At 72.8% G+C, this 24,949-nt stretch carries 21 protein-coding genes and 1 pseudogene; 17 read left to right on the top strand and 5 right to left on the bottom strand.

Translation table 11 applies throughout. The annotated features are described in order from the left end of the window. Window positions 1–130 precede the first annotated feature (130 nt). From AC0VX6_RS09150 to AC0VX6_RS09180, 7 genes are all read left to right on the top strand, one after another. Window positions 131–1,180, top strand: coding sequence for an ABC transporter ATP-binding protein (locus AC0VX6_RS09150; RefSeq protein ID WP_475468105.1), 1,050 nt, complete (start codon window positions 131–133; stop codon window positions 1,178–1,180). Next, complete coding sequence (locus tag AC0VX6_RS09155) at window positions 1,177–1,995, top strand: ATP-binding cassette domain-containing protein (protein WP_274977053.1); 819 nt, start codon at window positions 1,177–1,179, stop codon at window positions 1,993–1,995. The genes AC0VX6_RS09150 and AC0VX6_RS09155 overlap by 4 nt, the downstream gene beginning before the upstream one ends. A 341-nt stretch (window positions 1,996–2,336) precedes the next feature. Then, window positions 2,337–3,536 carry an MFS transporter gene (locus AC0VX6_RS09160; RefSeq protein ID WP_475468107.1) on the top strand — a complete coding sequence of 400 codons (1,200 nt, stop codon included), beginning with the start codon at window positions 2,337–2,339 and terminating at the stop codon, window positions 3,534–3,536. 567 nt (window positions 3,537–4,103) lie between these two features. Then, on the top strand, window positions 4,104–5,417 hold the full coding sequence (locus AC0VX6_RS09165) for an ABC transporter substrate-binding protein (protein ID WP_475468109.1): 1,314 nt from the start codon (window positions 4,104–4,106) through the stop codon (window positions 5,415–5,417). Window positions 5,418–5,703: 286 nt separating this feature from the next. After that, entirely contained in the window at window positions 5,704–6,849 is a 1,146-nt protein-coding gene (locus tag AC0VX6_RS09170; RefSeq protein ID WP_475468110.1) for an L-talarate/galactarate dehydratase, read from the top strand. Window positions 6,850–7,080: 231 nt separating this feature from the next. After that, window positions 7,081–7,719: a flavin reductase family protein gene (locus AC0VX6_RS09175; RefSeq protein ID WP_475468111.1), complete on the top strand. Its 639-nt coding sequence runs from the start codon at window positions 7,081–7,083 to the stop codon at window positions 7,717–7,719. A 124-nt stretch (window positions 7,720–7,843) separates the two neighbouring features. Continuing rightward, window positions 7,844–8,779: an RNA-guided endonuclease InsQ/TnpB family protein gene (locus tag AC0VX6_RS09180; RefSeq protein WP_475468112.1), complete on the top strand. Its 936-nt coding sequence runs from the start codon at window positions 7,844–7,846 to the stop codon at window positions 8,777–8,779. On the opposite strand, the pseudogene AC0VX6_RS09185 reads toward AC0VX6_RS09180, so the two are convergent. Next, window positions 8,724–9,076: pseudogene (locus tag AC0VX6_RS09185) on the bottom strand (ATP-binding cassette domain-containing protein); the annotation flags it as partial. The gene AC0VX6_RS09180 and the pseudogene AC0VX6_RS09185 sit on opposite strands and share 56 nt — an antisense overlap. A 48-nt stretch (window positions 9,077–9,124) precedes the next feature. Here AC0VX6_RS09185 and AC0VX6_RS09190 point away from each other — a divergent pair. After that, window positions 9,125–9,847, top strand: coding sequence for a TetR/AcrR family transcriptional regulator (locus tag AC0VX6_RS09190; protein ID WP_475468114.1), 723 nt, complete (start codon window positions 9,125–9,127; stop codon window positions 9,845–9,847). Window positions 9,848–10,147: 300 nt separating this feature from the next. Then, window positions 10,148–12,115, top strand: coding sequence for a M3 family metallopeptidase (locus tag AC0VX6_RS09195; RefSeq protein WP_274977062.1), 1,968 nt, complete (start codon window positions 10,148–10,150; stop codon window positions 12,113–12,115). Window positions 12,116–12,385: 270 nt separating this feature from the next. On the opposite strand, the gene AC0VX6_RS09200 is transcribed toward AC0VX6_RS09195, so the two are convergent. Further along, window positions 12,386–13,159 carry an IclR family transcriptional regulator gene (locus AC0VX6_RS09200; protein ID WP_475468115.1) on the bottom strand — a complete coding sequence of 258 codons (774 nt, stop codon included), beginning with the start codon at window positions 13,157–13,159 and terminating at the stop codon, window positions 12,386–12,388. Between the two features lie 141 nt (window positions 13,160–13,300). On the opposite strand from AC0VX6_RS09200, the gene AC0VX6_RS09205 reads away from it, so the two are divergent. The 6 genes from AC0VX6_RS09205 (at window position 13,301) to AC0VX6_RS09230 (ending at window position 19,968) form a co-directional block, all read left to right on the top strand. Beyond that, on the top strand, window positions 13,301–14,224 hold the full coding sequence (locus tag AC0VX6_RS09205) for a 5-dehydro-4-deoxyglucarate dehydratase (protein WP_274977064.1): 924 nt from the start codon (window positions 13,301–13,303) through the stop codon (window positions 14,222–14,224). Window positions 14,225–14,367: 143 nt separating this feature from the next. After that, complete coding sequence (locus AC0VX6_RS09210) at window positions 14,368–15,933, top strand: ABC transporter substrate-binding protein (protein ID WP_475468116.1); 1,566 nt, start codon at window positions 14,368–14,370, stop codon at window positions 15,931–15,933. A 16-nt stretch (window positions 15,934–15,949) separates the two neighbouring features. Further along, entirely contained in the window at window positions 15,950–16,876 is a 927-nt protein-coding gene (locus AC0VX6_RS09215) for an ABC transporter permease (RefSeq protein ID WP_150253814.1), read from the top strand. After that, on the top strand, window positions 16,873–17,925 hold the full coding sequence (locus AC0VX6_RS09220; RefSeq protein ID WP_274977067.1) for an ABC transporter permease: 1,053 nt from the start codon (window positions 16,873–16,875) through the stop codon (window positions 17,923–17,925). The genes AC0VX6_RS09215 and AC0VX6_RS09220 overlap by 4 nt, the downstream gene beginning before the upstream one ends. Then, the gene (locus AC0VX6_RS09225) at window positions 17,922–18,941 is read left to right on the top strand and encodes an ABC transporter ATP-binding protein (RefSeq protein WP_475468118.1); all 1,020 of its coding nucleotides are present in this window, start codon (window positions 17,922–17,924) and stop codon (window positions 18,939–18,941) included. The genes AC0VX6_RS09220 and AC0VX6_RS09225 overlap by 4 nt, the downstream gene beginning before the upstream one ends. After that, window positions 18,934–19,968, top strand: coding sequence for an ABC transporter ATP-binding protein (locus AC0VX6_RS09230; RefSeq protein ID WP_475468119.1), 1,035 nt, complete (start codon window positions 18,934–18,936; stop codon window positions 19,966–19,968). Before AC0VX6_RS09225 ends, AC0VX6_RS09230 begins: the two co-directional genes overlap by 8 nt. 246 nt (window positions 19,969–20,214) lie before the next feature. Here AC0VX6_RS09230 and gcvH read toward each other — a convergent pair whose 3' ends face one another. Next, window positions 20,215–20,610, bottom strand: a complete 396-nt coding sequence (gcvH, locus tag AC0VX6_RS09235; protein WP_274977070.1) for a glycine cleavage system protein GcvH — start codon at window positions 20,608–20,610, stop codon at window positions 20,215–20,217. Window positions 20,611–20,909: 299 nt separating this feature from the next. Here gcvH and AC0VX6_RS09240 point away from each other — a divergent pair, with 299 nt between their 5' ends. After that, on the top strand, window positions 20,910–21,677 hold the full coding sequence (locus tag AC0VX6_RS09240) for an enoyl-CoA hydratase/isomerase family protein (protein WP_475468121.1): 768 nt from the start codon (window positions 20,910–20,912) through the stop codon (window positions 21,675–21,677). A gap of 197 nt (window positions 21,678–21,874) precedes the next feature. Next, a complete protein-coding gene (locus AC0VX6_RS09245; RefSeq protein WP_475468122.1) occupies window positions 21,875–23,578 on the top strand; it encodes a RelA/SpoT family protein in 1,704 nt (567 codons plus the stop codon). A 75-nt stretch (window positions 23,579–23,653) separates the two neighbouring features. On the opposite strand, the gene AC0VX6_RS09250 is transcribed toward AC0VX6_RS09245, so the two are convergent. Together AC0VX6_RS09250 and AC0VX6_RS09255 are read right to left on the bottom strand one after the other, a co-directional pair. Then, window positions 23,654–23,839 (bottom strand): DUF397 domain-containing protein, encoded by a 186-nt coding sequence (locus AC0VX6_RS09250; protein ID WP_475468124.1) that lies wholly within the window; start codon window positions 23,837–23,839, stop codon window positions 23,654–23,656. Next, window positions 23,826–24,647 carry a helix-turn-helix domain-containing protein gene (locus AC0VX6_RS09255; protein ID WP_475468125.1) on the bottom strand — a complete coding sequence of 274 codons (822 nt, stop codon included), beginning with the start codon at window positions 24,645–24,647 and terminating at the stop codon, window positions 23,826–23,828. Before AC0VX6_RS09255 ends, AC0VX6_RS09250 begins: the two co-directional genes overlap by 14 nt. Window positions 24,648–24,949: the final 302 nt, after the last annotated feature.

The following is a 24,949-nucleotide window of genomic DNA, read 5'->3' on the forward strand; positions in this document are numbered from 1 at the left end:
CGCCCGAGGACCGCGCGGGCGCGGCGGGCGGCGACCCGACCCGGGCGCGCGGCCGCCTCCGCCGCCCCGCTCCACGGTGCCCGGTTCCCCTCTCCGGCCCGAAAGCCGAACCCTCCCCGGAAGGACGCAGATGAGCGACGAGGCCCTGCTGTCGGTCCGCGACCTGCGGGTCACCCTGCCCGGACGGCGAGGGGGCGGGGTCCGCGCCGTGCGCGGGCTCTCCTTCGACGTGCGCCCCGGCGAGGTGCTCGCGCTCGTGGGGGAGTCCGGCGCGGGGAAGTCGGTCACCGCCCGCGCCGTCCTGGGCATGGCGCCCCACGGCGCCTCCGTCACCGGGAGCGTCCGCCTGGACGGACGGGAGCTGGTCGGCGCCCCGCCCGCCGTCCTGCGGCCCCTGCGCGGGCGTCGGATGTCCCTGGTGCCCCAGGACGCGCTCGCCGTGCTCAGCCCCGTGCACACCGTGGGCGCCCAGCTCGTGCGCGCCCTGCGCTCCGTGCGGCGGATGAGCCGGGCCGCGGCGTGGGAGCGGGCGGTGGCCGCCCTGGACCGGGTCGGCATACCCGACGCCGCCCGGCGCGCGCACGCCTACCCGCACGAGTTCTCCGGCGGCATGCGCCAGCGGGCGGTCATCGCGATGGCCACGGTCAACGAACCCGCCCTGGTGTTCGCCGACGAGCCCACGACCGCCCTCGACCCCAGGATGCAGGCACGGACGCTGGAACTGCTGTGCGGGCTGCGGGAGCGGACCGGCACCGCGGTCGTCCTGGTCACCCACGACCTGGGCGTCGTCGGCGGCCACGCCGACCGGGTGGTGGTCGTCTACGCCGGGCGCCACGTCGAGTCGGGCCCGGTGGAACCTGTCCTGACCCGGCCGCGCGCCCCCTACACCGCCGGCCTGGTCGCCGCGCTGCCCCGGCCCCGGCCCCGGCCCGGGACCGGGGACCGCCGCCTGCCCGCCATCGCCGGGACGCCCCCCTCGCCGGAGGCGCTGCCCGGCGGCTGCGCCTTCGCGCCCCGCTGCCCGCTCGCGGAGGATCGGTGCCACGCCGAGGAGCCCTCACCGGTTTCGGCGGGGGAGTCGGGCAGGCTGGTCTCGTGCCACCGGTGGCAGGACCTGCCCGACCCGGCGTCCTCCCTGTTCACGGACACCGCGCACACACCACGAGGAAGGACGACATGACCACCCCACCGCTGCTGAGCGTGCGCGACCTGGTGGTGCGCTACCCGGGCCGCACCCGGCGGGCCGCGCCGGTGACGGCCGTCGACGGCGTCTCCTTCGACATCGGCGCGGGGGAGACGCTCGCCCTGGTCGGGGAGTCGGGGTGCGGCAAGTCCAGCACCGCCGCGGCCGTGATCGGGCTGCGCCGCCCCCAGGGCGGAACGGTGCTCTTCGAGGGCCGGGATCTGACCGCCATGGCGGAGGGGGAGCTGCGCGCCCTGCGCCCCGCGATCCAGCCGGTGTTCCAGGACCCCTACGGTTCGCTCAGCCCGCGCCTGCGCGTGCGCGACGCCGTCGCCGAACCCCTGCGCATCCACGGCCGCTGGGACCGCGCGACCGGCCCCGACCGGGTGGCCGGACTCCTGGAGAAGGTCGGTCTGGACCCCGCGCACGGCGACCGGCTGCCGCACGAGCTCTCCGGCGGGCAGTGTCAGCGCGTGGGGATCGCGCGGGCGCTGGCCTGCGAGCCGCGTCTGCTGGTCCTGGACGAACCGGTGTCGGCCCTGGACTCCTCGGTGCGAGCCGGAGTCCTCAACCTGCTCACCGGCCTCCAGGACGAACTGGGACTGGGCTACCTGTTCATCTGCCACGACCTGGCGCTCGTCGGGCACGTCGCGCACCGCGCGGCGGTCATGCGCGCGGGGCGGCTGGTGGAGACCGGCCCCGCCCACCGGGTCTGCTCCGACCCCGCCGACCCCTACACCCGCGAACTGGTGGAGGCCGTCCCTGCCCTCCCCGGCGCCTCCGGGGACCGGTCGCTGCCGAGCGCCTCGTGAGCCCGGCACGGCCGCCCCGCGGGAACCGGGGCGGTAGCGAGAGCGGGCACGGGAGTGGGAGCGGGCACCGGAGCGGGAGCGGGTCCGGGACCGGAAGCGGGCACCGGAGCGGGCTCGGGAACAGGACCGGAACCGGAAGCGGGCACGAGAACAAGGGCGGAAACGGGACCGGGATCGGAACCGGGAACGGGAACGAGCACGGCAGCGGGGCCAGGAGCGGCAGCGGCATCGGTAGCGGGGACACGAGCGGGTCCGGGAACACCGCCGGGACCGGGCTCGCGAACAGGGGCGCGAACGTCCTGTCCCGGACCACCGCGCGCGGAGCCGCGGCTCTGCGCGACGTGTGCGGTCTGCCCGCGCTGCCCCTGCTGCTGATCGGCTCGCAGTTCGCGTTCAACGTCGGCTTCTTCGCGGTCCTGCCCTACCTCGCCGACCACCTCGGCGGCGCCCTGGGCCTGGCCGGGTGGCTGGTCGGCCTCGTGCTGGGCCTGCGCACCTTCAGCCAGCAGGGCCTGTTCGTGGTGGGCGGCACGCTCACCGACCGGTTCGGCGCCCGCCCGGTGGTGCTGGCGGGCTGCGCGCTGCGCGTGGCCGGGTTCTGCTGGCTCGGCTTCGCGCAGGGCACCGCGTCGGTCATCGCTTCAGTCCTGCTCATCGGCTTCGCCGCCGCGCTGTTCTCCCCGGCCGTGGAGACCGAGATCGTGCGCCAGGCCGTGCGGCACGAGCAGAGGACCGGTGAACCCCGCACCCGGATGCTCGCCCTGTTCTCCGTCGCTGGCCAGGCGGGAACCTTCGTCGGCCCGCCGTTGGGCGCCCTGCTGCTGCTCGGTGGCTTCCGCGCCGCTTGCCTGGCCGGGGCCGGGGTCTTCGCCGCCGTGCTGGCCGGGCACCTGCGGCTGATGCCGCGCACCGCGCCGGGCGCGCCCGCGTCGGCCGTCCGGGGGGCGCCGCGTCTGCGGGAGGGGCTGCGGCTGCTGCTGGGCAACCGCCGGTTCCTGGCGCTGAGCCTGGCCTACAGCGGCTACCTGCTGGCCTACAACCAGCTCTACCTGGCCCTGCCAGCGGAGGTGGAACGGGCGACCGGCTCCCAGACGGCGCTGGGCTGGCTGCTGGCCTGGGCGTCGCTGCTCTACATCGCCACGCAGATGCCGATGCTGCGTTGGGCCTCCGCGCGTCTGACGCGGCGCGCGACGCTGGTGTGGGGGCTGGTGCTGATCTGCCTGGGCTTCGCCGGGGCCGCCGCGTCGATGCCGGTCGGCGCGCTGGGCGCGCTCGTGCCCTCCGCGGTGTTCGTCACCGCGCTGACCCTGGGCCAGGTGCTCATCGTGCCCACGGTGCGTGCCTGGATCCCCGACCTGGTCGAGGACCGCCACCTGGGCCTGTTCACGGGCGCGCTTTCCTCGCTGTCGGGGCTGGTGGTGCTCCTGGGCAGTGTGCCCGCGGGGGCGCTGCTGGACCTGGGCGGGCCGCTGCCCTGGCTCCTGCTCGCTCTGGTGCCGCTCGCCGGAGCCGCGCTGGTCCCCGGCCGGGGCCGCCCCTGACCCCGTGGCCCGGCCGCGGCCCGGCCTGCACCGCGCGGCCCGCTCTCCACCATGGCCCGGTCTTCACCGCGACGCGGTGCCGCCCATGGGTGCAGGGCGGGTCACCTCGTCCCAGTGGCGCGGCTCGCCGTGGGCGGGCGCGCGCACCGGTGCGGGTGACGGCTCCCGCCCCACGGGGGTCGCTGCGGACCAGGACGTGGTAAACGCTTTCCGTGTCGAGGCGTGAGAGTCGTCCCGCACGTCTGCCCCGATGTGGAACCCGGTCACCCCGGGTCGCCCTTCGCGTTCGCGCGTGTGACTTCTGTGGCCGAAGGCGGCGTCGTTGTGGCGAGATGGTCCACCAGGCGGTCCATGGATGTGAACCATTGACACCCATGTGAACACGGTGCTAAAAACTGACCATCATAGTCCTTGGATAGCGCTTACCAGTCCACTTCGAGCCATTTCTTCCCTGTGTTCCCACGCACACGTCCGTGTCCGCGTCCCCCCGGACGGCCGGGCGCGGACGCCCCCACCGAAGCCACAGCCGTCACCGGCGAGAGCCGGAAGCCGAAGGGAAACACCACCATGCGCGTACCCCCGGGCCGAGGGCGCCGACACGGCCGCCGCGGCACCGCCCTGTCCGTGACCGCCGCGGCCGCGGCGACGGTCCTGCTCGCCTCCGCCTGCTCGGGCTCCGACGACGGCACCGTGGAGCTGCGCTTCTCCTGGTGGGGCTCCAACGAGCGCCAGGCCACCATGCTCCAGGTCATCGAGAACTTCGAGGCGGACAACCCCGACATCCGGATCACGGCGGAGACCACCGACTGGTCCGCCTACTGGGACCGGCTGGCCACCACCACCGCGGCCAACGACTCCCCGGACGTCCTCATGCAGGAGGAGCGCTACCTGCGCGAGTACGCTGACCGAGGCGCCCTGCTCGACCTGAGCGAGGCCGAGGGCCTGGACCTTTCGCTGATCGACCCGCTGGTCGCCGAGAGCGGCCAGCTGGACGGGCAGACCTTCGGTGCGGCCAGCGGCGTCAACGCCTACTCCGTCCATGCCGACCCCGAGGCCTTCGCCGCCGCCGGGGTGGAGATGCCCGACGACGACACCTGGACCTGGGCGGACTACGTCGAGATCGCCGGGCAGATCAGCGAGGGCAGCGGCGGTGAGTTCGCCGGCGCCCAGAGCATGAGCTACAACGAGGCCGGTTTCCAGGTCTTCGCCCGCCAGCACGGGGAGGCGCTCTACAACGAGGACGGCAGCCTCGGCTTCTCCCAGGAGACCCTGGAGGCCTGGTACGAGATCACCCAGGACCTGCTGGAGAACGGCGGCCAGCCCAGCGCGGCCCGGAGCGTGGAGATCCAGGCGGGCGGCATCGACCAGTCGGTCGTGGCCACCGGCGAGGGCGCCATGGCGCACTTCTGGAGCAACCAGCTCGGCAACGTGGTCGAGGCCTCCGGGCGTGAGATCCAGCTCCTGCGCTACCCCGGCGAGACCGAGTTCGACCGGACCGGCCTGTTCTTCAAACCGGCCATGTTCTACTCGATCTCCGCGGGCTCCGAGCACCCCGCGGAGGCGGCCCGCTTCGTCGACCACATGCTCAACGACCCGGCGGCGTCCGAGCTGCTCCTGGCAGACCTGGGCCTGCCCGCCAACACCGAGGTCCGCGAGGCCATCCTCGACGACCTTCCCGAGTCCGACGCCCGGATGGCCGAGTTCATGAGCGAGATCGAGGGCACGATCGTGGACGGCAACCCGCCCGCGCCGATCGGCGCCGGTCAGGTCGTGGACATCAGCAGCCGCGTCAGCGACGGGCTCGCCTTCGGCGACCTCACCCCGGCCGAGGCCGCCGAGCAGTTCATGACCGAGGTCGAGGCGGCCATCGAGACCTCCTGAGCCGTTCGGCGCGGCCTCCGGCGCGAGCGGACGCCGCGCCGAAGGCCGCCCGAGGCGCTCACGGCCCACCGGTCGCGCCCGCGCCCGCACGAACGCGGTCGCGGGCGCGGCTCCGCCACGGCGGACGCCCACCAGGCCCGTACACGCACGCACCCGCATACGCACACGTGCACGCTCGTGCGCGCACGCCCCCTTACCTGTAACCGCATACGCACACGACCCACACGTGCACGCCCTCTACGCACACGTGTGCACGGCCGCACACCAGCAAGAGAAAAGGACGTACATGACCCCGCACGCCGGAGCGGCCACGCAGGACCGCATCACCAGCGTCACGATCTCCTCGGTCACCCTTCCCCTGGACACGCCCATCAGCGACGCCAAGGTCCTCACCGGGCGCCAGCGGCCGATGACCGAGGTCGCGATGCTCTTCGCCGAGATCACCACCGAGGCCGGTCACGAGGGCGTCGGGTTCGGCTACTCCAAGCGGGCGGGCGGCCCGGGGCAGTTCGCCCACGCCCGGGAGGTGGCCTCCGTCCTGCTGGGGGAGGACCCCAGCGACACGGGCAAGATCTGGGACAAGCTCGTCTGGGCGGGGGCCTCGGTGGGCCGCAGCGGGCTGGCCACCCAGGCGATCGCGCCCTTCGACATCGCCTTGTGGGACCTCAAGGCCAAGCGGGCGGGCCTGCCGCTGGCCAAGCTCCTCGGCAGCTACCGCGACTCGGTGCGCTGCTACAACACCTCGGGCGGCTTCCTCCACGCCCCCGTCGAGGAGGTCATGGAGAGGTCGGCCGCGGCGGTGGCCGACGGCATCGGCGGCATCAAGCTCAAGGTCGGCCACCCCGACAGCGGCACGGACCTGGCCCGGGTCGCGGCGGTGCGCGAACACCTGGGCGACGGCGTGCCGCTGATGGTGGACGCCAACCAGCAGTGGTCGCGCGCCGACGCCCAGCGCATGTGCCGGGCCTTCGAGGAGTTCGGGCTGGTCTGGATCGAGGAGCCGCTGGACGCCTACGACTTCGAGGGCCACGGACGCCTGGCCGCGACGTTCGACACCCCCATCGCCACCGGGGAGATGCTCACCAGCGTCGCCGAGCACGCCGAGCTGATCCGGCACGGGGGCGCGGACATCGTCCAGCCCGACGCGCCCCGGATCGGCGGCATCACGCAGTTCCTCCAGGTCATGGCGATGGCCGACCGGCGCAACCTCCAGTTGGCCCCGCACTTCGCGATGGAGGTCCACATCCACCTGGCCGCTGCCTACCGGCACGAGCCGTGGGTGGAGCACTTCGAGTGGCTCGACCCCCTCTTCAACGAGCACCTGGAGATCTCGGGCGGGCGCATGCACCTCTCCGGCCGGCCCGGCCTGGGGGTGACCCTGAGCGACCAGGCGCGCGCGTGGACGGTCGACACCCACCGGGTCAAGGCCTGACCGCGACGGTGCCCGGGCCGGGGGAGGTCCCGGTCCGGACACCGTCCCGGGGGAGGTCCCGGTCCGGACACCGTCCCGGGGGTCCCGGTCCGGACACCGTCCCGGGGGTCCCGGTCCGGACACCGTCCCGGGGGCCCGGCCCGGACACCGGTCCGCGGCCGCCGGTCCGGTGGTGCGGGGGCGGGAACAGTTCGGCCGCCGCCGAAGCTTCGGCCTCCTAGAGTCCCGGTCATGACCACCGACCAGCGAACGGCCCCGGGGCACGCCGCCCCGGCCGCGCCCCTCGTCCACCGCACCATCCGACCGCGCATCCTCTACTTCGGCACCCCCGTGGTGCTGATCTCCACCGTCAACGACGACGGCACCCCCGACCTCGCCCCGATCTCCTCTGCCTGGGCCCTGGGCTACCTGCTGGTGCTGGTGCTGGTGCTGGGGCTGGGGGCCACGGGGCAGACCGCGCGCAACCTGGCTGAGCGCCCCGAACTCGCGGCCGGCTTCCCCGCCGCCGAGGACTGGGCCGGTGTCGAGCCGCTGGTCCCGCTTACCGGGCGCTCGCCCGTGCCCCCGGGCAAGCCGCCGGGCTGCCGTTTCGAGGCCGACAAGTTCGCCGCCGCGGGCCTGACCCCGCAGGAGTCGCAGCGGGTCGCGCCGCCCCGCGTGGCCGAGTGCCCGTTGCAGTTGGAGGCCCGGGCGGTGCGCGTGGACGCCGACGCCTCGGGCGACTTCACCGTGGTCCAGGCCGAGGTGCTGCGGGTGCACGCGGACGAGCGCCTGGTGGTGCCCGGTACCGACCACGGCGACCCCGCGCGCTGGAATCCGATGATCTACCTCGCCTTCGCGAGAGTGCCATCGGCTTCAGCCGGTGGGTGAAACGACCATCACGAAACGTCACACCCCGCGCTAGGGTCGGCCCAGACCAGGCAGGAGGTGACACATCAAGCGCGAACGCGGTCACAAAGCCCGCCTCTACCCCGACAAGGACCAACTCCGTGAGTTGGAAACCCAGGGCCATGCCGCCCGCGCCCTGTGGAACCTGCTCCACTCCTGGTGGACCATGTCCTCCGAAAACCGGCGGGTGTCCCTGGCCGACGCAGACGCCGCGATTCGTCAGGCCCGCAAAGACCTGCCCTGGCTCGCTGTTCTTCCGGTGCAGGCAGCGCAGCAGGTGTTGAAGGCCTACTTCCGGGCGTGGCAGAACTGCTGGGCGGGCCGGACGGGGCCGCCCGTCTTCAAGTCCCGGTTGCGTGCACGGATGTGCGTGGACGTTCCCCAGGGGCGTGACCTGGCCATCGAGCGCCTCACCCGCACGTGGGGGGCCGTGAGGATCCCCAAGGTCGGCGTGGTCCGCTTCCGGTGGACCAAGGACCTACCGGTGGGCAAGCACGCTGACGCCGCGAACAGGGTTACCGGTGCGCGGTTGGTGCGGGAGGCTAACGGCTGGCACGTGGTGCTGAGGGTGCGTACCCAGGTCAAGGAACCGGCACCCCATGTCGGCCCGGGGGTGGGGATCGATCGGGGTGTGGCCAAGCCGCTGACCCTGTCCGATGACACCTTCCGCGAGCACGGGCCGTGGATATTCCCGGGTGAGGGCGGGCGTCTGCGCCGGTTGGAGTGCACAGCCGCCCGTCAACGGCGGCAGCGCACACCCGGGCAGCCGTCTTCGCACCGGTTGCGGCGCACCTATGACCAGATCGCCGGGCTGCGCGCGAAAGCCAAGCGCCGCGCCCTGGACTGGCAGCACAAGGTCACGCACGCCCTGGCCGGGGAGTTCGGTGTGGTGGGGGTCGAGGACCTGCACATCGCCGGCATGGTCCGGTCGGCTCGTCCAAGAGCAGGAGGGAGGGGCGGTGGACCATCGCGGCGGCGGCCTGCACCCGGCGCTGCTGGCCTCCGGAGAGCACGCCCACCCGGCGGTCGAGGAAGCCGGTGAGCCGGAGCGCGTCGGCGACCTCGTCCACCGCCGAGTCCAGGGAGCGGCGGCGCAGACCGTGCAGGCCTCCGAACAGGCGCAGGGTTTCCCGGGGCGTGAGGGTCGGGTACAGAGCGAGGTGCTGGGGCGCAGCAGGCCCGAGACGACACCGGCGAACGTGGTCTTGCCAGCTCCGTTGTGGCCCACCAGTCCGACGATCTCACCGGGTTCGGCGACCAGGGTGAAACCGTCCAGCGCACGGACGGTTCCGAAGTCCTTGAACAGGGATAACGCTTCGAGCATGGGGGGTTTCCTCATTCTCCGTGTGATATTTTCTAGCGTTTGTATACGATGTAGACTATGGCTGTGCGAAAGATCAGGCAAGAAAGAAGGCCGGAGATCCTCGACGCCGCGCTGCGGCTCTCGGAGGAGCGGGGGCTGGCGGCCGTGTCGATGCGCGCGGTCGCGACCGACATCGGTCTGACCCCGATGGCCCTGTACAGGTACTTCGAGGGCAAGGAGGCCCTCCTGGACGGCCTCGTCGGACGCCTGCTGCGGGAACTGCCCCTGCCGGGCGCCGAACCCGGCCCCGAACCCCGTCCCGGCACGGGCTCCGTGTCCGTGCCCGCTCCCGCTCCCGGGGCCGACTGGCGCGACCGGCTGCTGGCCTGCGCCCGCGGGGCCCGCGCGCTGGCGCACCGGTACCCGCGCACGTTCCCCCTGCTGCTGGACCGGCCCGCCGAACTCCCGGAGGCGATGCGGGTCGTGGACGCGCTCTACGCGTCGCTGCTGGACGCGGGCGTGCCGGACGCGCGGGTGGCGGCCCTGGAACGGATGATCAGCACGTTCGTGCTGGGCTTCGCGGTCTCGGAGGTCAACGGCCGCTTCGGGGAGGGCAACCTCGGCACGCGAGGGCGGCGCGAGCTGGCGGACCCGGCACTGGTGCCCGCGCACCACCGGCTCGGCGAGGTGCTGGACCGCCCGGTCGACTGGGACGCCGAGTTCGAGGAGGGGCTGATCCGGCTGCTGGAGGTGGTCGAGGGGGCGGCGCGGGCGGGGAAGGGCCCGTCGGCGCCCGGTCGGCCGTAGGCGGCGTGCGGACGGCCTTCCCGAACGCTCGGCCTGTGCCCACGCGCGCGGGCGTCGCCCCGGGCGTGCGGGCGACACACGGGACGGTGCGCGGACGCTCGACGACTACCGGCGACGCCCCCGGGCGTGCGGGTGACACGGGCCGGGGAGCAAGGTAGAACAGCACGAGCGCCCCGAGAGCACCGGAGCCCGCCCGGCCGAGGACCCCGACGCCGCGGAACCCGGCGCGTCGTCCACAGCTCCGCCGCACAACCACCGCGGGGGAGCGGGGCCGGTACCGACGAACGAGGAGCACGATCCTTGACCGACAACCCGTTCCTGTCCCCGAGCGAGCTTCCCTACGGGCTCCCCGACTTCGCCGCCGTCCGCGAGGAGCACTTCCTGCCCGCGTTCGACAAGGGCGTGGCCGAGCACCTCGCCGAGGTGGACGCGATCGTCCGCGACCCGCAGCCCCCGACCTTCGACAACACGATCGCGGCGCTGGAGCGCTCCGGCGCGCTCCTGGCCAGGGTGGAGACGGTCCTGCACACCCTGGCCGGGTCCGACGCCACCGACGGCATCGAGGAGATCGAGCGGGAGACCGCCCCGAGGGCCGCCCAGCACCGGGACGCCGTCTCGCTCAACCGGGAGCTGTGGGAGCGCGTGCGGCAGGTCACCACCTCCGACCCGCAGGAGGCCTGGCTGCTGGAGCGGTACCGCCTCGACTTCGTCAAGGCGGGCGCCGACCTGGACGACGACCAGCAGGCCCGGCTGCGCGAGCTCAACGCCGAACTCGCCGGACTGAGCACCGAGTTCTCCCGCAACGTGGTCCGGGCCACCCGCGAGGCCTCCCTCGTCACCGGCGACGTCTCCGACCTCGACGGCCTGGACGAGGCCCACATCAGCGCGATCGAGCGGGACGGGGAGTACGTCCTGCCCCTGCTCAACACCACCGTGCAGCCCGCGCTGGCCCAGCTCACCGACCGGGCCACCCGCGAGCGGCTCTACACCCTGAGCGCCGAGCGCGCCCCCGAGAACCTCGACATCGCCGCGCGCATGGCCGTCCTGCGCGCCGAGCGGGCCGCGCTGCTCGGCTACCCCGACCACGCGGCCTACACCGTCGCCGACCAGACCGCCAAGACCGTCGACGCGGTCGAGGAACGGCTCGGCCAGCTCGTCGGACCCGCCCGGCGCAACGTCGAGAAGGAGGCCCGGGCCCTGGCCGAGCACGCCGGGCACGACATCGAGCCCTGGGACTGGCCCTTCTACGCCGAGCGGGTGCGCAGGGAGCGCTACGACTTCGACGACAGCGTCCTGCGCCCCTACTTCGAACTCGGCAGGGTGGTCGAGGACGGCGTCTTCCACGCCGCCGCGCTGCTGTACGGGATCACCTTCGCCGAGCGGCCCGACCTGCGCGGCTACCACGAGGACGTGCGGGTGTGGGAGGTGTTCGACCGGGACGGCTCGCCCCTGGGGCTGTTCCTGCTGGACCCCTACGCCAGACCGACCAAGCGCGGCGGCGCGTGGATGCACAACCTGGTCGACCAGTCCTTCCTGCTGGACGAGCGGCCGGTGGTGGTGAACAACCTCAACATCACCAAGCCCGCCTCGGGCCCCACCCTGCTCACCTTCGACGAGGTCGAGACGGCCTTCCACGAGTTCGGCCACGCCCTGCACGGGCTGCTGTCGGCCGTGCGGTTCCCGCGCGTGCAGGGCACGAGCGTGCCGCGCGACTTCGTGGAGTTCCCCTCCCAGGTCAACGAGATGTGGGCGACCTGGCCGGAGGTCCTGGCCCACTACGCCCGCCACCACGAGACCGGTGAGCCGGTGCCGGCCGAACTCGTGGAGCGCCTGACGGCCGCCCGCCAGTTCAACCAGGGCTTCGCGACCTTCGAGTACCTGGCCGCCGCGCTCCTGGACTGGTCCTGGCACCGCTTGGCCCCGGGCGAGGCCGTGGAGGACCCGGCCTCCTTCGAGGCCCGCGCCCTGGAGGCCGCGGGGGTCCTGCACCCCCTCGTCCGTCCGCGCTACCGGTCGGCGTACTTCATGCACGTGTTCGCCAACGGCTACAGCGCGGGCTACTACTCCTACGTGTGGAGCGAGGTCCTGGACGCCGAGAGCGTGGAGTGGTTCACCGAGAACGGCGGCCTCACCCGGGAGGGCGGCGACCGCTTCCGGGAGAGGGTGCTGTCGGTGGGCGGCGGTGTGGACCCCATGGAGGCGGTCCGCGACTTCCTGGGCCGCGAGCCCCGGATGGAGCCCCTGCTGGTCCGCCGCGGGCTGGTCTGACCCCCGGCTGACCCGTCAGGGATCCGGTCCGGCCCACGGCTGACCCGTAGCCGGGCACACCGGGAGGCGGTGTGCCCGGCCCCTCGGGGCCGGTGTCCGGGTCCCCGTCCGGAGCCGTCGGGGGAGCGGCCCCCCGGCGTCGGCGTCCCGCGCGGCCGGTGTCCGGACCGCTCACCGCGCCGCACCGGCCCCCGCAGGCGGTATCCGTACTCCGGCCGGCGGTGTCCGTGCCGCCCCGGGCGGCGCCCGGGGCGCTCCGGAACGCCGGGGTCAGCGCACGATGCGGTCGCGCGCCTCCAGCAGGGCCGCCACGAGCCGCCGCTCCCGGTCGGGGTCCAGCCGCACGATGGGGACGGAGAAGCTCAGCGCCTCCCTGGGCGCCACCCCGCCCCCGAAGTCCAGCGCGACCGCGAAGCACCGCAGCCCGACGGTCGACTCCTGCTCGTCGATCGCGTGTCCGCGCTCCCCGACCCGCTCCAGTTCGGTCCGCAGCGCCGCGGGGTCGGTGAGGGTGTGGGGGGTGCGGGCCGTGAGCGTGGGCGGCAGCAGCGCCTCCACGTCCTCCCACGGGCGCGTGGCGAGCAGCGCCTTGCCGAGCCCCGTCCCCCAGCAGGGCAGGCGGCGGCCGGGGCGGGAGACGACCGCCAGGGAGTGCCGCGAGATGCAGGTCGCGAGGTAGACGATCTCGTCGCCGTCCAGGCGGGCGAGGTGGACGGTCTCCCCCCACTCCTGCGCGATCTCGTTCATGACGCGCTGCGCCCGGCGCACGACGCCGTCGTGCTCGACGTAGGAGGCGCCCATCCGCAGGGCGCGGATGCCCAGCAGGTACCCCGTGTTGGAGATGTCGGGGTCCACCCACCCGCTGCGCACCAGGGTCGTGAGCAGCGCGTAGGCACTGGCCCGGGGGATACCCAGGTCGGAGGCGACCTCGCGCAGCGAGCGGGGCCGGTCGGCCGTGCTCAGGTACTCCAGGACCGCGATCGTCCGTTCAGCGGACTTCACCGGACGCACGCCTGTGGCTTGGGAGGCTTCTGTGCTCTGCATGGCGGATGATCCCATATATCCCCTTTTTCCATTTTGTGACTAAGGGGAGAAGTTCTTCCCCTTGACGTGATCTGAGACACCAATCTAGTGTTGCCGTCCATCAGGGTAGACCGCATCTCCATACGTAGACAAGAGGCCCCCATGTCCCCCAGCCCAGCCGAACTCGCCGCCTCCCTCACGGGGCTGCTCGGCTTCCCCGTCACGCCCTTCACCTCCACGGGGGAACTCGACCTCCCCCGCTTCGAGGAGCACCTCGACGAGATGCTGGAGGCCGCTCCGGCCGCGCTGTTCGTGGCCTGCGGGACGGGTGAGTTCGCCTCGCTGACCCACGACGAGCACCGTGCGGTGGTGCGGACCGCCGTCGCCCGCGTCGACGGAGCGGTCCCGGTGCTGGCGGGCGTCGGCGGCGGAACCCGCACCGCCCTGGAGTACCTGCGCGCGGCCGAGGACGAGGGCGCCGACGGCGCCCTCGTCCTGCCGCCCTACCTCCAGGTCGGCCCGCAGGACGGGTTGCTCGCCCACTACCGCGAGCTGATCGGCGCCGCCCGCGTCGGCCTGGTGCCCTACCAGCGCTCCACCGCGGTCTTCGCCCCCGCCACCGTGGCCGAACTCGCCCGCAGCGAGAAGGTCGTGGCCTTCAAGGACGGGCACGGCGACATCGAACTGCTCCAGCGCACCGTGACCGCCACCGGCGGGAACCTCCCGCTCCTCAACGGCATGCCCACCGCCGAGACCTTCGTCCGCGCCTACCGCGCCGTCGGCGCCGTCTCCTACTCCTCGGCCTCGCTCGCCTTCGCCCCCGCCGTCGCGTCGGCCTTCTTCACCGCGCTCGAACGCGGAGACGAGGCCACCCAGGACGAGCTGCTGCGCGAGTTCTACGTCCCGCTCTCCGAGCTGCGCGACACCACACCCGGCTACGCCGTCTCGCTGGTCAAGGCGGGCCTGGAGCTGCGAGGGCGCTCGGCCGGACCGGTGCGCCCCCCGCTGGGGGAGGTCCGCCCCGAGCACCGGGAGCGGCTCGGCCGGATCATCGACCGCGGTCTGGCGGTCGCGGCGGCCGCCTAGAGCGCCCCCGCCCCCGCCAGCCGCCCCACCGCGCCCCTCCGGGGGAGTGCTCCCAGCCCGTCACCAGTCCCATCGCACCTCCCCCTCCGGGGAGAGCCCGCATCCCCTGCTCACCCTCCACAAGGCAGATCCCGGAGAAACCCATGCCCATCACATCCCGCCCCCCGACCTCCGTCCGCCGCCCGGTACGGGCCGCCGGAGCCCTCGCCGCGGCCGCGGCGCTCCTGGCAGGCACCGCCTGCTCGGTCGCCAACAGCGACAACGCCGCCTCCGCCGACGCGCTGCGCATCGTCCTGCCGGAGGAGCCGCCCACCCTGGAGCCCTGCGACGCCTCCCTCACCGCGACCGGCAGGGTCACCCGCTCCAACATCACCGAGGCGCTCACCGAACGCGTCCCCGACACCGGTGAACTCGAAGCCGCGCTGGCCACCGAGTGGGAGCAGACCTCCGACACCACGTGGACGTTCACCCTGCGCGAGGGCGTGACCTTCCACGACGGCACGCCCTTCGACGCCGAGGCCGCCGCCTTCTCCATCGACCGCGCCGTCAACTCCGACATCGGCTGCAACGTCGACGGCTACGTCTTCGGCGACAGCGAGATCACCGTCGAGGCCGCCGACGCCACCACGCTGGAGGTCACCACGGGCGAGCCCGACCCGATCCTGCCGCTGCGGCTGTCCTTCGTCGAGGTCGTGCCCACCACCACCGACGCCGAGGGCAAGGTCCGTGAGCCCGTGGGCACCGGGCCCTACCGGATCGGCTCCTGGGAGCAGGGTTCGAGCCTGACCCTGGAGCGCTACGACGGCTACTGGGGCGAGGCGCCCGAGTTCGAGTCCGCCAGGTACGTCTGGCGCTCCGAGGGCAGCATCCGGGCGGCGATGGTCGCCCAGGGGGAGGCCGACATCGCCGTGGGGCTCGCCCCCGAGGACGGCGCCGGGGACAACGCGGTCGAGTACCCCAACAACGAGACCTCCTACATGCGCATCGACGCGACCCAGGAACCCCTCGACGACATCCGCGTCCGCGAGGCCATCAACTACGCGATCGACAAGGAGGGCCTGGTCGCCTCGGTCTTCGCCGGTATGGGCCAGCCCGCCGGACAGATCGTCCCCGAGGGCGTCACCGGCCACAACCCCGACATCGCGCCCTGGCCCCACGACCCCGAGCGGGCCGCGGAGCTGATCGAGGAGGCGCACGCCGACGGCGTGCCCGTCGACACGACCATCACCATCATCGGACGCAACGGCATCTACCCCCGGGCCTCCGAGGCCATGGAGGTCGTGCAGAGCTCCCTGATCGAGGTCGGTCTCAACGTGGAGATCCAGATGCTCGACGTCAACGCCTGGCTGGAGTACCTGCTGCGGCCCTTCCCCGCGGACGCGGGCCCGACGCTGCTCCAGGCCCAGCACGGCAACCAGGCCGGTGACGCGGCGTTCACGATGGAGCAGATCTACGGCTCCGAGGGAGCGCAGAGCATCTACGGCACCGAGGAGCTCGACGGGCTGATCGCCGACGCCGAGCAGGCGCGGGAGGGGGAGCGCCAGGAGGCGTTCGCCGCCGCGCTGGCCCACCAGAACGACGAGGTGGTCCGCGACGCGGTACTCGCCCACATGACCGGCATCATGTCCGTCGCGGACGACGTGTCCTACACCCCGAACTCGGCCACCAACGACGAGCTGCGTCTCAGCGAGATCCAGCGGAACGGCTGAGGGGGTAACCGACTCCATGCTCGTCTTCCTGCGGCGCCGCATCCTGTCCAGCGCCCTGCCACTGCTCGCGGTGGTGCTCGGTGTCTTCTTCCTGGCACGACTGACCGGCGACCCCGCCAACCTCTACCTGCCCCTGAGCGCGACACCGGAGATGCGGGCGGAGTTCGCCGCGCAGAACGGCTTCGACCAGCCGGTGTTCGTGCAGTTCCTCGACTACCTCACCCAGATCGCCCAGCTCGACTTCGGCGAGTCGCTGCGCACCGCCCAGCCCGCCGCCGAGGCGGTGCTCCAGGCCTTCCCCGCGACCCTGCAACTCGCCGGGGCCACCATGGGCATCGCCATCCTGGCGGCCGTGGTGATCGGCAGCCTGGCCGCCTACCGCCCCAACTCGCTCGCCGACCGCGTCGCCAGCTTCCTGTCGTCGGCCTCGGCCAGCGTGCCGGACTTCTGGTTCGCCATCATGGGCGTCCTGGTCTTCGCGGTGACCCTCAACTGGCTGCCGACCTCCGGCACCGAGGGGATGGGGGCGTGGGTCCTGCCGATCGCCACGCTCCTCATCCGCCCGTTCGGCGTCCTGGTCCAGGTCGTGCGCGGGTCGATGGTCTCCGCCCTGTCGGCCCCCTACGCCAAGGTGGCCCGCAGCAAGGGCGCCGACGAGAAGCGCGTCATCTTCGTCCACGCCCTGCGCAACGCGGCCGCGCCCGCCCTGACGGTCGCGGGCGACCTGACCGTGGGGATGATCAACGGCGCGGTCGTCGTCGAGACGATCTTCGGCTGGCCGGGCATCGGCAAGCTGATGATCGACTCGATCCTGCAACGCGACTTCGCGGTGCTCCAGGCGGCGGTGCTGCTGACCGCCGTGACGATCTTCGTCCTCAACATCCTCATCGACATCTGCTACGCGCTGCTGGACGCGCGCGTCCGCCAGGGGGTGACGGCATGAAGAACCCTGACTCCGCGCCGGGCAACGGCGACGACGCGGTGACCGCCGCCGAGACGGCCGCGACGGCGGTGACCGCCACCGAAGCCGTGGCGACGGGTGCGGCCATGGCCACCGCCGCCGAGACGGCGCCCGCACCGCGGCCCCAGGGGCTGCTGCGGCTGCTGTTGAAGGACCCCTTCGCCTGCGCCGCCGCCCTGGTCCTGGTGGTGCTGGCCGCGGTCGCGGTGGTCGGCCCGTTCCTGCTCGGCGGCCTCGCCACCCAGCAGAACCTGCGCGCTGTCAACCTGCCGCCGTTCACCCTGGACAACGGCTGGGCGTTCGTGCTCGGCAGCGACTCGCTGGGCCGCAGCGTCGCGGCGCGGCTGATCGTCGCCGCGCGCACGACCTTCGCCGTGGCGGTCCCCGCCGTGCTGGCCTCCTTCGTGGTGGGCTCGGTCTGGGGGATGTGGGCGGGCTACCACCGGGGCTGGCGCGAGAGCGTGTCGATGCGGATCGCCGACGTGATCCTCAGCTTCCCCTCGCTGCTGCTCGCGGTCGTCGTGCTCTACGTGTTCTCGCCCAGCGTCGCCACCATCGTCCTCGTCCTGGCGGTCGCCCGGATCCCGATCTACCTGCGCACCGCCCGCGCGGAGTCGGCCGAGCTGCGCAGCCGCCTGTTCGTGGACGCGGCCCGCACCTTCGGGACCCGCAGCGGGAGCATCATCCGGCGCCACGTCGCGCCGACCGTGATGCCCACCCTGCTCACCGTCGCCACGCTCGACTTCTGTTTCGTGATGCTCACGGAGTCGTCGCTGAGCTTCCTGGGCATCGGCATCCAGCCGCCCGACCTGAGCTGGGGGCTGATGGTGGCCCAGGGCAGGCAGGAACTCCAGACGGCCTGGTGGATCGCGGTCTTCCCGGGCCTGGCCATCATCATGACGACCATCTCGGCCACCACCCTGGCCTCCTGGGCCAGGCTGGCGACCGACCCCGCCCAGAGGTGGCGGCTGACCGTGCCGCGCGGCAGGCGCCGCGCGCCCGTCCGCAAGGCCGAGGAGGCAGCGCAGTGAACGCGGTGCAGGAGAGTCCGACCCGGGTGCGGTCCCCGCGGCCCGCGGCGATGGAGGTGGACGGCCTCTCGGTCGACATCCGCACCCCCGAGGGGGTCGCGCACGCCGTACGCGACGTGAGCTTCGCCGTGGACTCCGGCCAGACCCTGGCGCTGCTGGGCGAGTCCGGGTGCGGCAAGAGCATGACGGCCAAGGCGATCGCGGGTCTGCTCGACCCGGTGGCCGACGTGGTCGGCGGCGAGATCCGCCTGGACGGGTCGGACCTGCTCACCCTCGGCGCCCAGGAGCGGCGCCGCCTGGCGGGCCCCGGACTGGCCATCGTCTTCCAGGACGCGCTCACCGCGCTCAACCCGGTGTTCACCGTGGGATCGCAGCTGGCCGAGCCCTTCCGCATCCACGAGAGGCTGTCGCGCCGCGAGGCCAGGGCCAGGGCGGTCGAACTCATGGAGCGGGTGGGCATCCCCGAGCCCGGTTCCCGGGTCGACGCCTACCCCCACCAGTTCTCGGGCGGTATGCGCCAGCGGCTGCTGATCGCGATGGCGGTGGCCCTGCGCCCCTCGGTGCTGCTCGCCGACGAGCCCACCACCGCCCTCGACGTCACCGTGCAGTCGCAGATCATGGAGCTGCTGCGCGACCTGCGCACCGAGAGGGACATGGCGCTGGTCCTCATCACCCACGACCTCGCGGTCGCCGCCGAGCAGGCCGACCACGTGGCGGTCATGTACGCCGGAGCGGTCGTGGAGACCGGCCCGGTCGGGGAGGTCTTCGGCTCCCCCCGCCACCCCTACACGCGCGGACTCCTCGCCTCGGTGCCGGGTGGCCAGAAGCGGGGGGAGCCGCTGCGGTTCATCCCCGGCAGCCCGCCCGACCTGAGGGCGATCCCCAGCGGGTGCGCGTTCCGCACCCGCTGCCCCCTGGCGCGCGAGCGCTGTGCCACCCACCGGCCGGAGCCGACCGCGACCGGTGACGGCCGCGCCGCGGCCTGCCACTACTGGAAGGAGGAGGCCGATGCCTGACACCACGGCACGACCGGCCGGGCCGCTGCTCCGGGCGAGCGGCCTGACCAAGAGCTTCAGGGTTCCCAGGAGCGCCTCGGGCAACACCCGGCTGCGCGCGCTCGACGGAGTCGACCTCACTCTGGAGCGCGGCGAGACGCTGGGCCTGGTGGGCGAGTCGGGCTGCGGGAAGTCCACCCTGGCCCGGGTCCTGCTCATGCTGGAGCGGCCCGACCAGGGCACGCTGCGCTTCGACGGGACCGACCCGTTCACCCTGCGCGGCAAGGAGTTGCTGGCCTGGCGCCGCCGGGTGCAGATGGTCTTCCAGGACCCCTTCGCCTCACTGAACCCGCGGTTGAACGCCGCCGAACTCATCAGTGAGCCGTGGCGCACCCACCGCGGGCTGGTCCCCCGGGGGGAGCGGCCCGCACGGGTCCGCCGACTGCTGGAGATGGTGGGCATGCGGGCCGGCGACGCCCACCGCTACCCGCAGGAGTTCTCCGGCGGGCAGCGCCAGCGCATCGGTATCGCCCGCGCCCTGGCCCTCGAACCCGACGTCATCGTGTGCGACGAGCCCGTGTCCGCCCTGGACCTGTCCGTGCAGGCCCAGGTGCTGAACCTGCTCGCCGAGTTGCAGGGCGACCTGGGCGTGTCCTACGTCTTCATCTCACACGACCTGTCGGTGGTGAGCCACGTCGCCGACCGCGTGGCGGTGATGTACCTGGGCAGCGTGGTCGAGACGGGCGGGACCGAGGAGATCTTCGAGAACCCGCGCCACCCCTACACGGCGGCGCTGCTGTCCTCCGCCCCGGCCCTGCTCGGCGCGGGGGCCCCGTCCCGGGAGCGCATCCTGCTGCGGGGCGAGGTGCCCTCACCGGTGGATCCGCCGTCCGGGTGCCGCTTCCGGACCCGGTGCTGGCGGGCCGAGGACGTGTGCGCCAAGGTCGCCCCGCCCGCCCAGACCCGCCCGGGGCACCCCGGCCACACGGCCGCCTGCCACTTCCCGCTGGAGGCGGCCGCCGCGGGGTCGGGGGCGTCGGGAGGGTGAAGGCCGGACCGGTGCCCGGTTCCCCGTCCGGAGCGGTCGGGGGACCGGGCACCGGCCGTCCGGGGCCGCCCGGCCGGTGCCGGTACCGGGCCTCCGGGCGTCCCCTGCGCGGTGACCGGAAACCCGGCCCCTTCGCCGTGATCTTGTACCCATAGCGAGTCCCGGCCGCCGACATCGGCTGCAAGTACAAGATCATCGCAGGTCAGGGGCCACGCACCACACAGGTGACGTTTTCGGTCGGCCCCGTTACCCCTCGGCCTCCTCCCGGAGCAGCTCCGCGTAGGCCTCGGCGTCGAGCAGCCCGTCCACCGCCCCCGGGTCCGCGGGGCGGGCCTGGTACAGCCAGCAGTCGTAGGGGTCGTCGTTGACCTGCTCGGGCTCCTCCGCGAGTTCGTCGTTGACCTCGACCACCTCGCACCCGAACGGCGCGTAGAACTCCGACACGGCCTTGACCGACTCCACCGTGCCCACCGCCTCCTCGGCGTCGAAACGGTCCCCGACGTCGGGCAGCTCCAGGAAGACCACGTCGCCCAGCTGCCGCTGGGCGAAGTCGGTCAGTCCGACGGCGACCGTGCCGCCGGGCTCCCGGCGGACCCATTCGTGGGTCGTGGTGTAGAGCAGGTCGCCCGGAATGGTGGCCATGGCAGAACCCTTCGTGTCCTCGCGTGTCCGGAGCGCGATCGCCGCTGGTGGGCGACCGGCAAGGCCAGTGTGCTGGACCGGCGGGCGCGCGGGGGCGCCTTTGGCGCAACCGGGGGAGGGGAGTCGGCCCGACGGCTTGCGCCGCACGCCGCGCGCGTGGTGCGGGTGAATCCCAGTGCCCGGTCCGTCCGGTTCCTCTGGCCTCGGCCGCGCGCGTGTTGGGGGGGCGGTCACCCGCGGGTGGCCTACCCAGCGGTAACATCGTCGCCGGTCACACCGAACGCACGGGAAGGCGTCCGATGAGCGAGGAACTGTCCGTCCGCCTCGACGGCCACGTCGCCGTCCTGGAGATCCACCGGCCGCCCAACAACCACTTCGACCACGCTCTCCTCAAGGAGCTGGCGGACACCGCCGAGGAGCTGGTCGCCACCGGTGACCGCCGCGCCCTCGTGCTGTGCTCGGAGGGCAGGAACTTCTGCGCCGGGGTGGATTTCGCGGCGGGCGGGGTCGGCGACACCCCGGTCCGGACCCTCAGCGCCATCTACGGTGAGGCGCTGCGCCTGTTCGCCCTGCCGGTGCCCGTGATCGCCGCCGTCCAGGGCGCGGCCGTGGGCGGCGGCCTGGGCATGGCCTGCGCGGCGGACTTCCGGGTGGCCGCGCCCTCCACCCGCTTCCACGCCAACTTCGGACTCCTGGGCCTGCACCAGGGCTTCGGGCTGAGCGTGTCCCTGCCCGCGATCGTCGGCCGCCAGAAGGCCGCCGACATGTTCTACACCGCCCGCCGGGTGACCGGCACCGAGGCCCACGCCACCGGCCTGGCCGACCTGCTGGTGGACGAGGCCGCCCTGCGGTCGGCGGCCGTGGACCACGCCCACCGCATCGCCGCCTCCGCCCCGCTGACCGTGCGCTCGATGAAGGCCACGCTCCGCGCCGACCTGCTCGCCGCGCTGCCAGCCGCCCTGGACCGGGAGGTCGTGGAGCAGAACAAGCAGCTGGGCACCAAGGACCACGAGGCCGGGGTCAGCGCCTCCCTCGCCCGGGTCCGGCCCGTCTTCACCGGCGAGTAGCGGGAGCGGTCGCGGCTCCGGCGCTGAGGAGCCGAGGCGGGTCCCCGGCCCCCTGCGGGTGACCGCGGCGGCCCCTGTCCCGCTGGTGAGCAGCGGCGGTCCCGGCCCCGGGCGCGGACTCCGGATTCCCTGCCTCGCGGCGGCTGCCGGTCACTACACTGGTGCGACTCGGATCAGCTTGCGGACAGGGGGTCGGGATGGGCGCACCCGATGTGACGGCGTCCACCCAGTGGTGGCAGGGGCTCAACGCGGCCAAGGCCACCTCCACCCCCGCCGACCGGGTCCGGGCCCTGGTCAGGGAGCACCAGCGCTGGTACCCCAAGGCCGACGTGGCGCTGCTGAGCCGGGCCTACGCCGTGGCCGAGCACCTGCACAAGGAGCAGAGGCGCAAGAGCGGCGAGCCGTTCATCATCCACCCGGTCGCCGTGGCCACCATCCTCGCCGAGATGGGCCTGGACACCGCGACGCTGGTCGCCGCCCTCCTGCACGACACGGTGGAGGACACCCCCTTCAGCCTGGCCCACCTCGCGGCGGAGTTCGGCACCGAGGTCGGCGTCATGGTGGACGGCGTCACCAAGGTGGACCGGTCCATGTACGGCAGCGCGGCGGCGGGGGAGACCTTCCGCAAGATGGTGGTGGCCGCCCGCGACGACCTGCGCGTGCTGCTGATCAAACTCGCCGACCGGCTCCACAACCTGCGCACCCTCCAGTTCCAGCCCCCGCACAAGCGCGTCAAGATCGCCCAGGGCACCCGGGAGCTCCTCATCCCCCTCGCGGAGCGGCTGGGCGTGTACCGGCTCAAGCGCGATCTGGAGGACCTGTGCTTCGAGTACCTGGAGGGTGAGGACTTCGAGCGGGTCAGCACCCGGGTGGCCCGGATCCGCGAGAACTCCGCCCACGAGGTCGACGCGCTGCGCGTCTCCCTGCGCGACGGCCTGGCCTCCTTCCGCGTCAAGGCGCGGGTGGAGGTGCGCTCCCGCCACCCGTACTCGGTGTTCACCTCCGGAACCGGCCTGACCGGCGACCCCGACCCGCTGGACACCGTCCGGTACGTGGTCGTGGTCAAGGGCGACGAGCGCAACGCCTACCTGGCCCTGGGCGCGGTCCACGGGAGGTGGAAGCCCTACCCGGCCAAGTTCCGCGACTTCATCGCCACCCCCCGGTACAACCTGTACCGGGCGCTGCACACCACCGTCCTCACCGAGTCCGGCCGCCGCGTGCAGATCATCATCTGCGACTCCCACGCCCAGCAGGTCTCCGAGTACGGCATCATCGCCGACATCCGCCAGGCCACCGGCAGGGACGGCCGCCTGACCACCGAGCGCACCACCGACCCGGAGTGGCTCACCCGGCTGCTCGGGTGGCAGGAGCAGGCCTCGGCCGAGGAACTCCTGGAGGGCGTGCGCACGGATCTGGCCGACAGCATCACCGTGCTCACCGGGCAGGGCCAGGTCCTCACCCTCCCCGAAGGGGCCACGCCGGTCGACGTGGCCTACGCGCTCGGCGCCGACACCGGCGACCGCTACTCGGCGGCGGCCATCGACGGCCGCCTGGTCAGCCCCGCGACCCGGGTCCGCGAGGGGGACACGGTGCACATCATCACCAAGTCCGTGCCCGCCCCCGACCGGGGGTGGCTGGAGTCGGTCCGGACCGGCAGGGCGCGGGTCGCGATCGCCGCCTGGCACCGCACGCGCGCCCACGAGCAGGCGGAGCACACCGGCCGGGAGCGGATGATCGCCCTGGTGGGGGCGGACCGGCTCATCGAGGCCGAGTCGTCGGGGGCGATGACCGGGGTGGCGCGCCGTTCGGGGTACCCGTCCCTGGAGGAGCTGTACGTGGCCCTGGGATACGAGCAGGTCAGCTCCGAGGACGTGGCCGCCCTCCTCCCGGCGTCGGCCTGAGTACGACCGGCTCGACGGCGGTCGGGCAGGGGTGCCGTGCCGGGCGTCCCAGGGGTCCAGGGACGCCCGACGCGGTTACGGCTGGTGCTTCTTGAGGGCGGTGAGGAGGCCGGTCCACTCGGGGGTGGTGAAGGCGAGGTGGCCGAGTCCGCGGTTGCGGGTGTCGCGCACCCGGGTCTCGGTCCGGCCTTCGGAGACCTCCACGCAGTCGTTGTTGACCCCGCTGCTGTAACTGCTCTTGCGCCATTCACGGTCGCTCATCAAGTTCTCCCTGTACCTGTCGAACCAGCTCACAGCTGTCGCTGGTCGACAGCGCTTCCGATTGGATGGCCCCGAAGAGGCTGGCGCAGTAACGCACCTGCTCCACATCATCGATGATCAAATCGTCGACCACGTACTCGGCCGTGACCACCATCGGGCGGTCGGGGAAGGTGTGGATCTTGAAGGGGCCGGAGAGGCCGGGGGGAAGCGTGCAGCGTCCCGGCACGATCTGGAGTTTGAGGACCCGCTGATCAGACATCGTGAGGAGGCGGCCCAGCTGCTCCCTCATGGTGGCCTTGCTGCCGAGAACCCGTCGGACGACACCCTCGTCCAGCACCATCCACAATAGCGGCCGGTCGGCACCGCCGAGGATGGCCTGCCGTTTCATCCGCGACTCGACCAGCCGGTCGAGGGCGTTTTCGTCGGCGAACGGCTGCATCGCCATGTAGGTGGCACGGGCGTAGGCCGGGGTCTGCACCAGTCCGGGAACGAGCATGGCGTGGTATTGGCGGATCTCGGTCGCGGATCGCTCAAAATCCACAGCCGTCTGCGCGCCCGCCGGATAGATGCTCTCGCTGTTGAAGCTGCTCCACGACCTCTCGAAGATCCCGGAGGTCTCGAAGATCCGGTCCAGGGACTGGCATTCCTTGAGTTGCGGGGCGTAGATCGCCAGCTCCCAGTAGGAGACGAGAGAGGTGGAGCAGTTCAGCTGCTCAGCCACCCGACCCTGCGTCCAGGACCTGGCCTTGCGGTGTTTGCGCAGCTCAGAGGCGAATTTTCGGTAAGCGGGGTTGGGCTCCTTGGGCATGATTCTCCAAAGGAATCAAGCCGATTGGATTCTTTGTGAGTTTACTGTCATGCGGGGCCATTGCGGGTGAGAGTTCGCGAGAAACCGTTGGCACCTATGGCACTGACTTCGCTGGCGGGGGCAGGGTTGTTGCGCGCCGGTTGTTTGAGCGTCCGGCGTTATAGCTCTCAAATTCCGGGAAACCGGGCAATTCGTCCATGGGGTGCTGAGCGGCCCCCGGTGATGAAGTGAAAGGTGTTGAGTGGTGTGAACGGTTTTGGCATACCGCGACCGAGGCGGGCGGGAGAGGACGGCGGGCGCGA

It is taken from the genome of Nocardiopsis sp. iso_25 (genome assembly GCF_056173305.1).

Bases quoted from the DNA above. Each gene is read 5' to 3' on its own strand.
- AC0VX6_RS09205 (WP_274977064.1), top strand. From the start codon at position 13,301: ATGTCCCCCAGCCCAGCCGAACTCGCCGCCTCCCTCACGGGGCTGCTC.
- AC0VX6_RS09220 (WP_274977067.1), top strand. From the start codon at position 16,873: ATGAAGAACCCTGACTCCGCGCCGGGCAACGGCGACGACGCGGTGACC.
- gcvH (WP_274977070.1), bottom strand. From the start codon at position 20,610: ATGGCCACCATTCCGGGCGACCTGCTCTACACCACGACCCACGAATGG.
- AC0VX6_RS09255 (WP_475468125.1), bottom strand. From the start codon at position 24,647: ATGCCCAAGGAGCCCAACCCCGCTTACCGAAAATTCGCCTCTGAGCTG.
- AC0VX6_RS09200 (WP_475468115.1), bottom strand. From the start codon at position 13,159: ATGCAGAGCACAGAAGCCTCCCAAGCCACAGGCGTGCGTCCGGTGAAG.
- AC0VX6_RS09240 (WP_475468121.1), top strand. From the start codon at position 20,910: ATGAGCGAGGAACTGTCCGTCCGCCTCGACGGCCACGTCGCCGTCCTG.
- AC0VX6_RS09215 (WP_150253814.1), top strand. From the start codon at position 15,950: ATGCTCGTCTTCCTGCGGCGCCGCATCCTGTCCAGCGCCCTGCCACTG.
- AC0VX6_RS09230 (WP_475468119.1), top strand. From the start codon at position 18,934: ATGCCTGACACCACGGCACGACCGGCCGGGCCGCTGCTCCGGGCGAGC.
- AC0VX6_RS09175 (WP_475468111.1), top strand. From the start codon at position 7,081: ATGACCACCGACCAGCGAACGGCCCCGGGGCACGCCGCCCCGGCCGCG.
- AC0VX6_RS09150 (WP_475468105.1), top strand. From the start codon at position 131: ATGAGCGACGAGGCCCTGCTGTCGGTCCGCGACCTGCGGGTCACCCTG.
- AC0VX6_RS09210 (WP_475468116.1), top strand. From the start codon at position 14,368: ATGCCCATCACATCCCGCCCCCCGACCTCCGTCCGCCGCCCGGTACGG.
- AC0VX6_RS09245 (WP_475468122.1), top strand. From the start codon at position 21,875: ATGGGCGCACCCGATGTGACGGCGTCCACCCAGTGGTGGCAGGGGCTC.
- AC0VX6_RS09165 (WP_475468109.1), top strand. From the start codon at position 4,104: ATGCGCGTACCCCCGGGCCGAGGGCGCCGACACGGCCGCCGCGGCACC.
- AC0VX6_RS09170 (WP_475468110.1), top strand. From the start codon at position 5,704: ATGACCCCGCACGCCGGAGCGGCCACGCAGGACCGCATCACCAGCGTC.
- AC0VX6_RS09250 (WP_475468124.1), bottom strand. From the start codon at position 23,839: ATGAGCGACCGTGAATGGCGCAAGAGCAGTTACAGCAGCGGGGTCAAC.
- AC0VX6_RS09155 (WP_274977053.1), top strand. From the start codon at position 1,177: ATGACCACCCCACCGCTGCTGAGCGTGCGCGACCTGGTGGTGCGCTAC.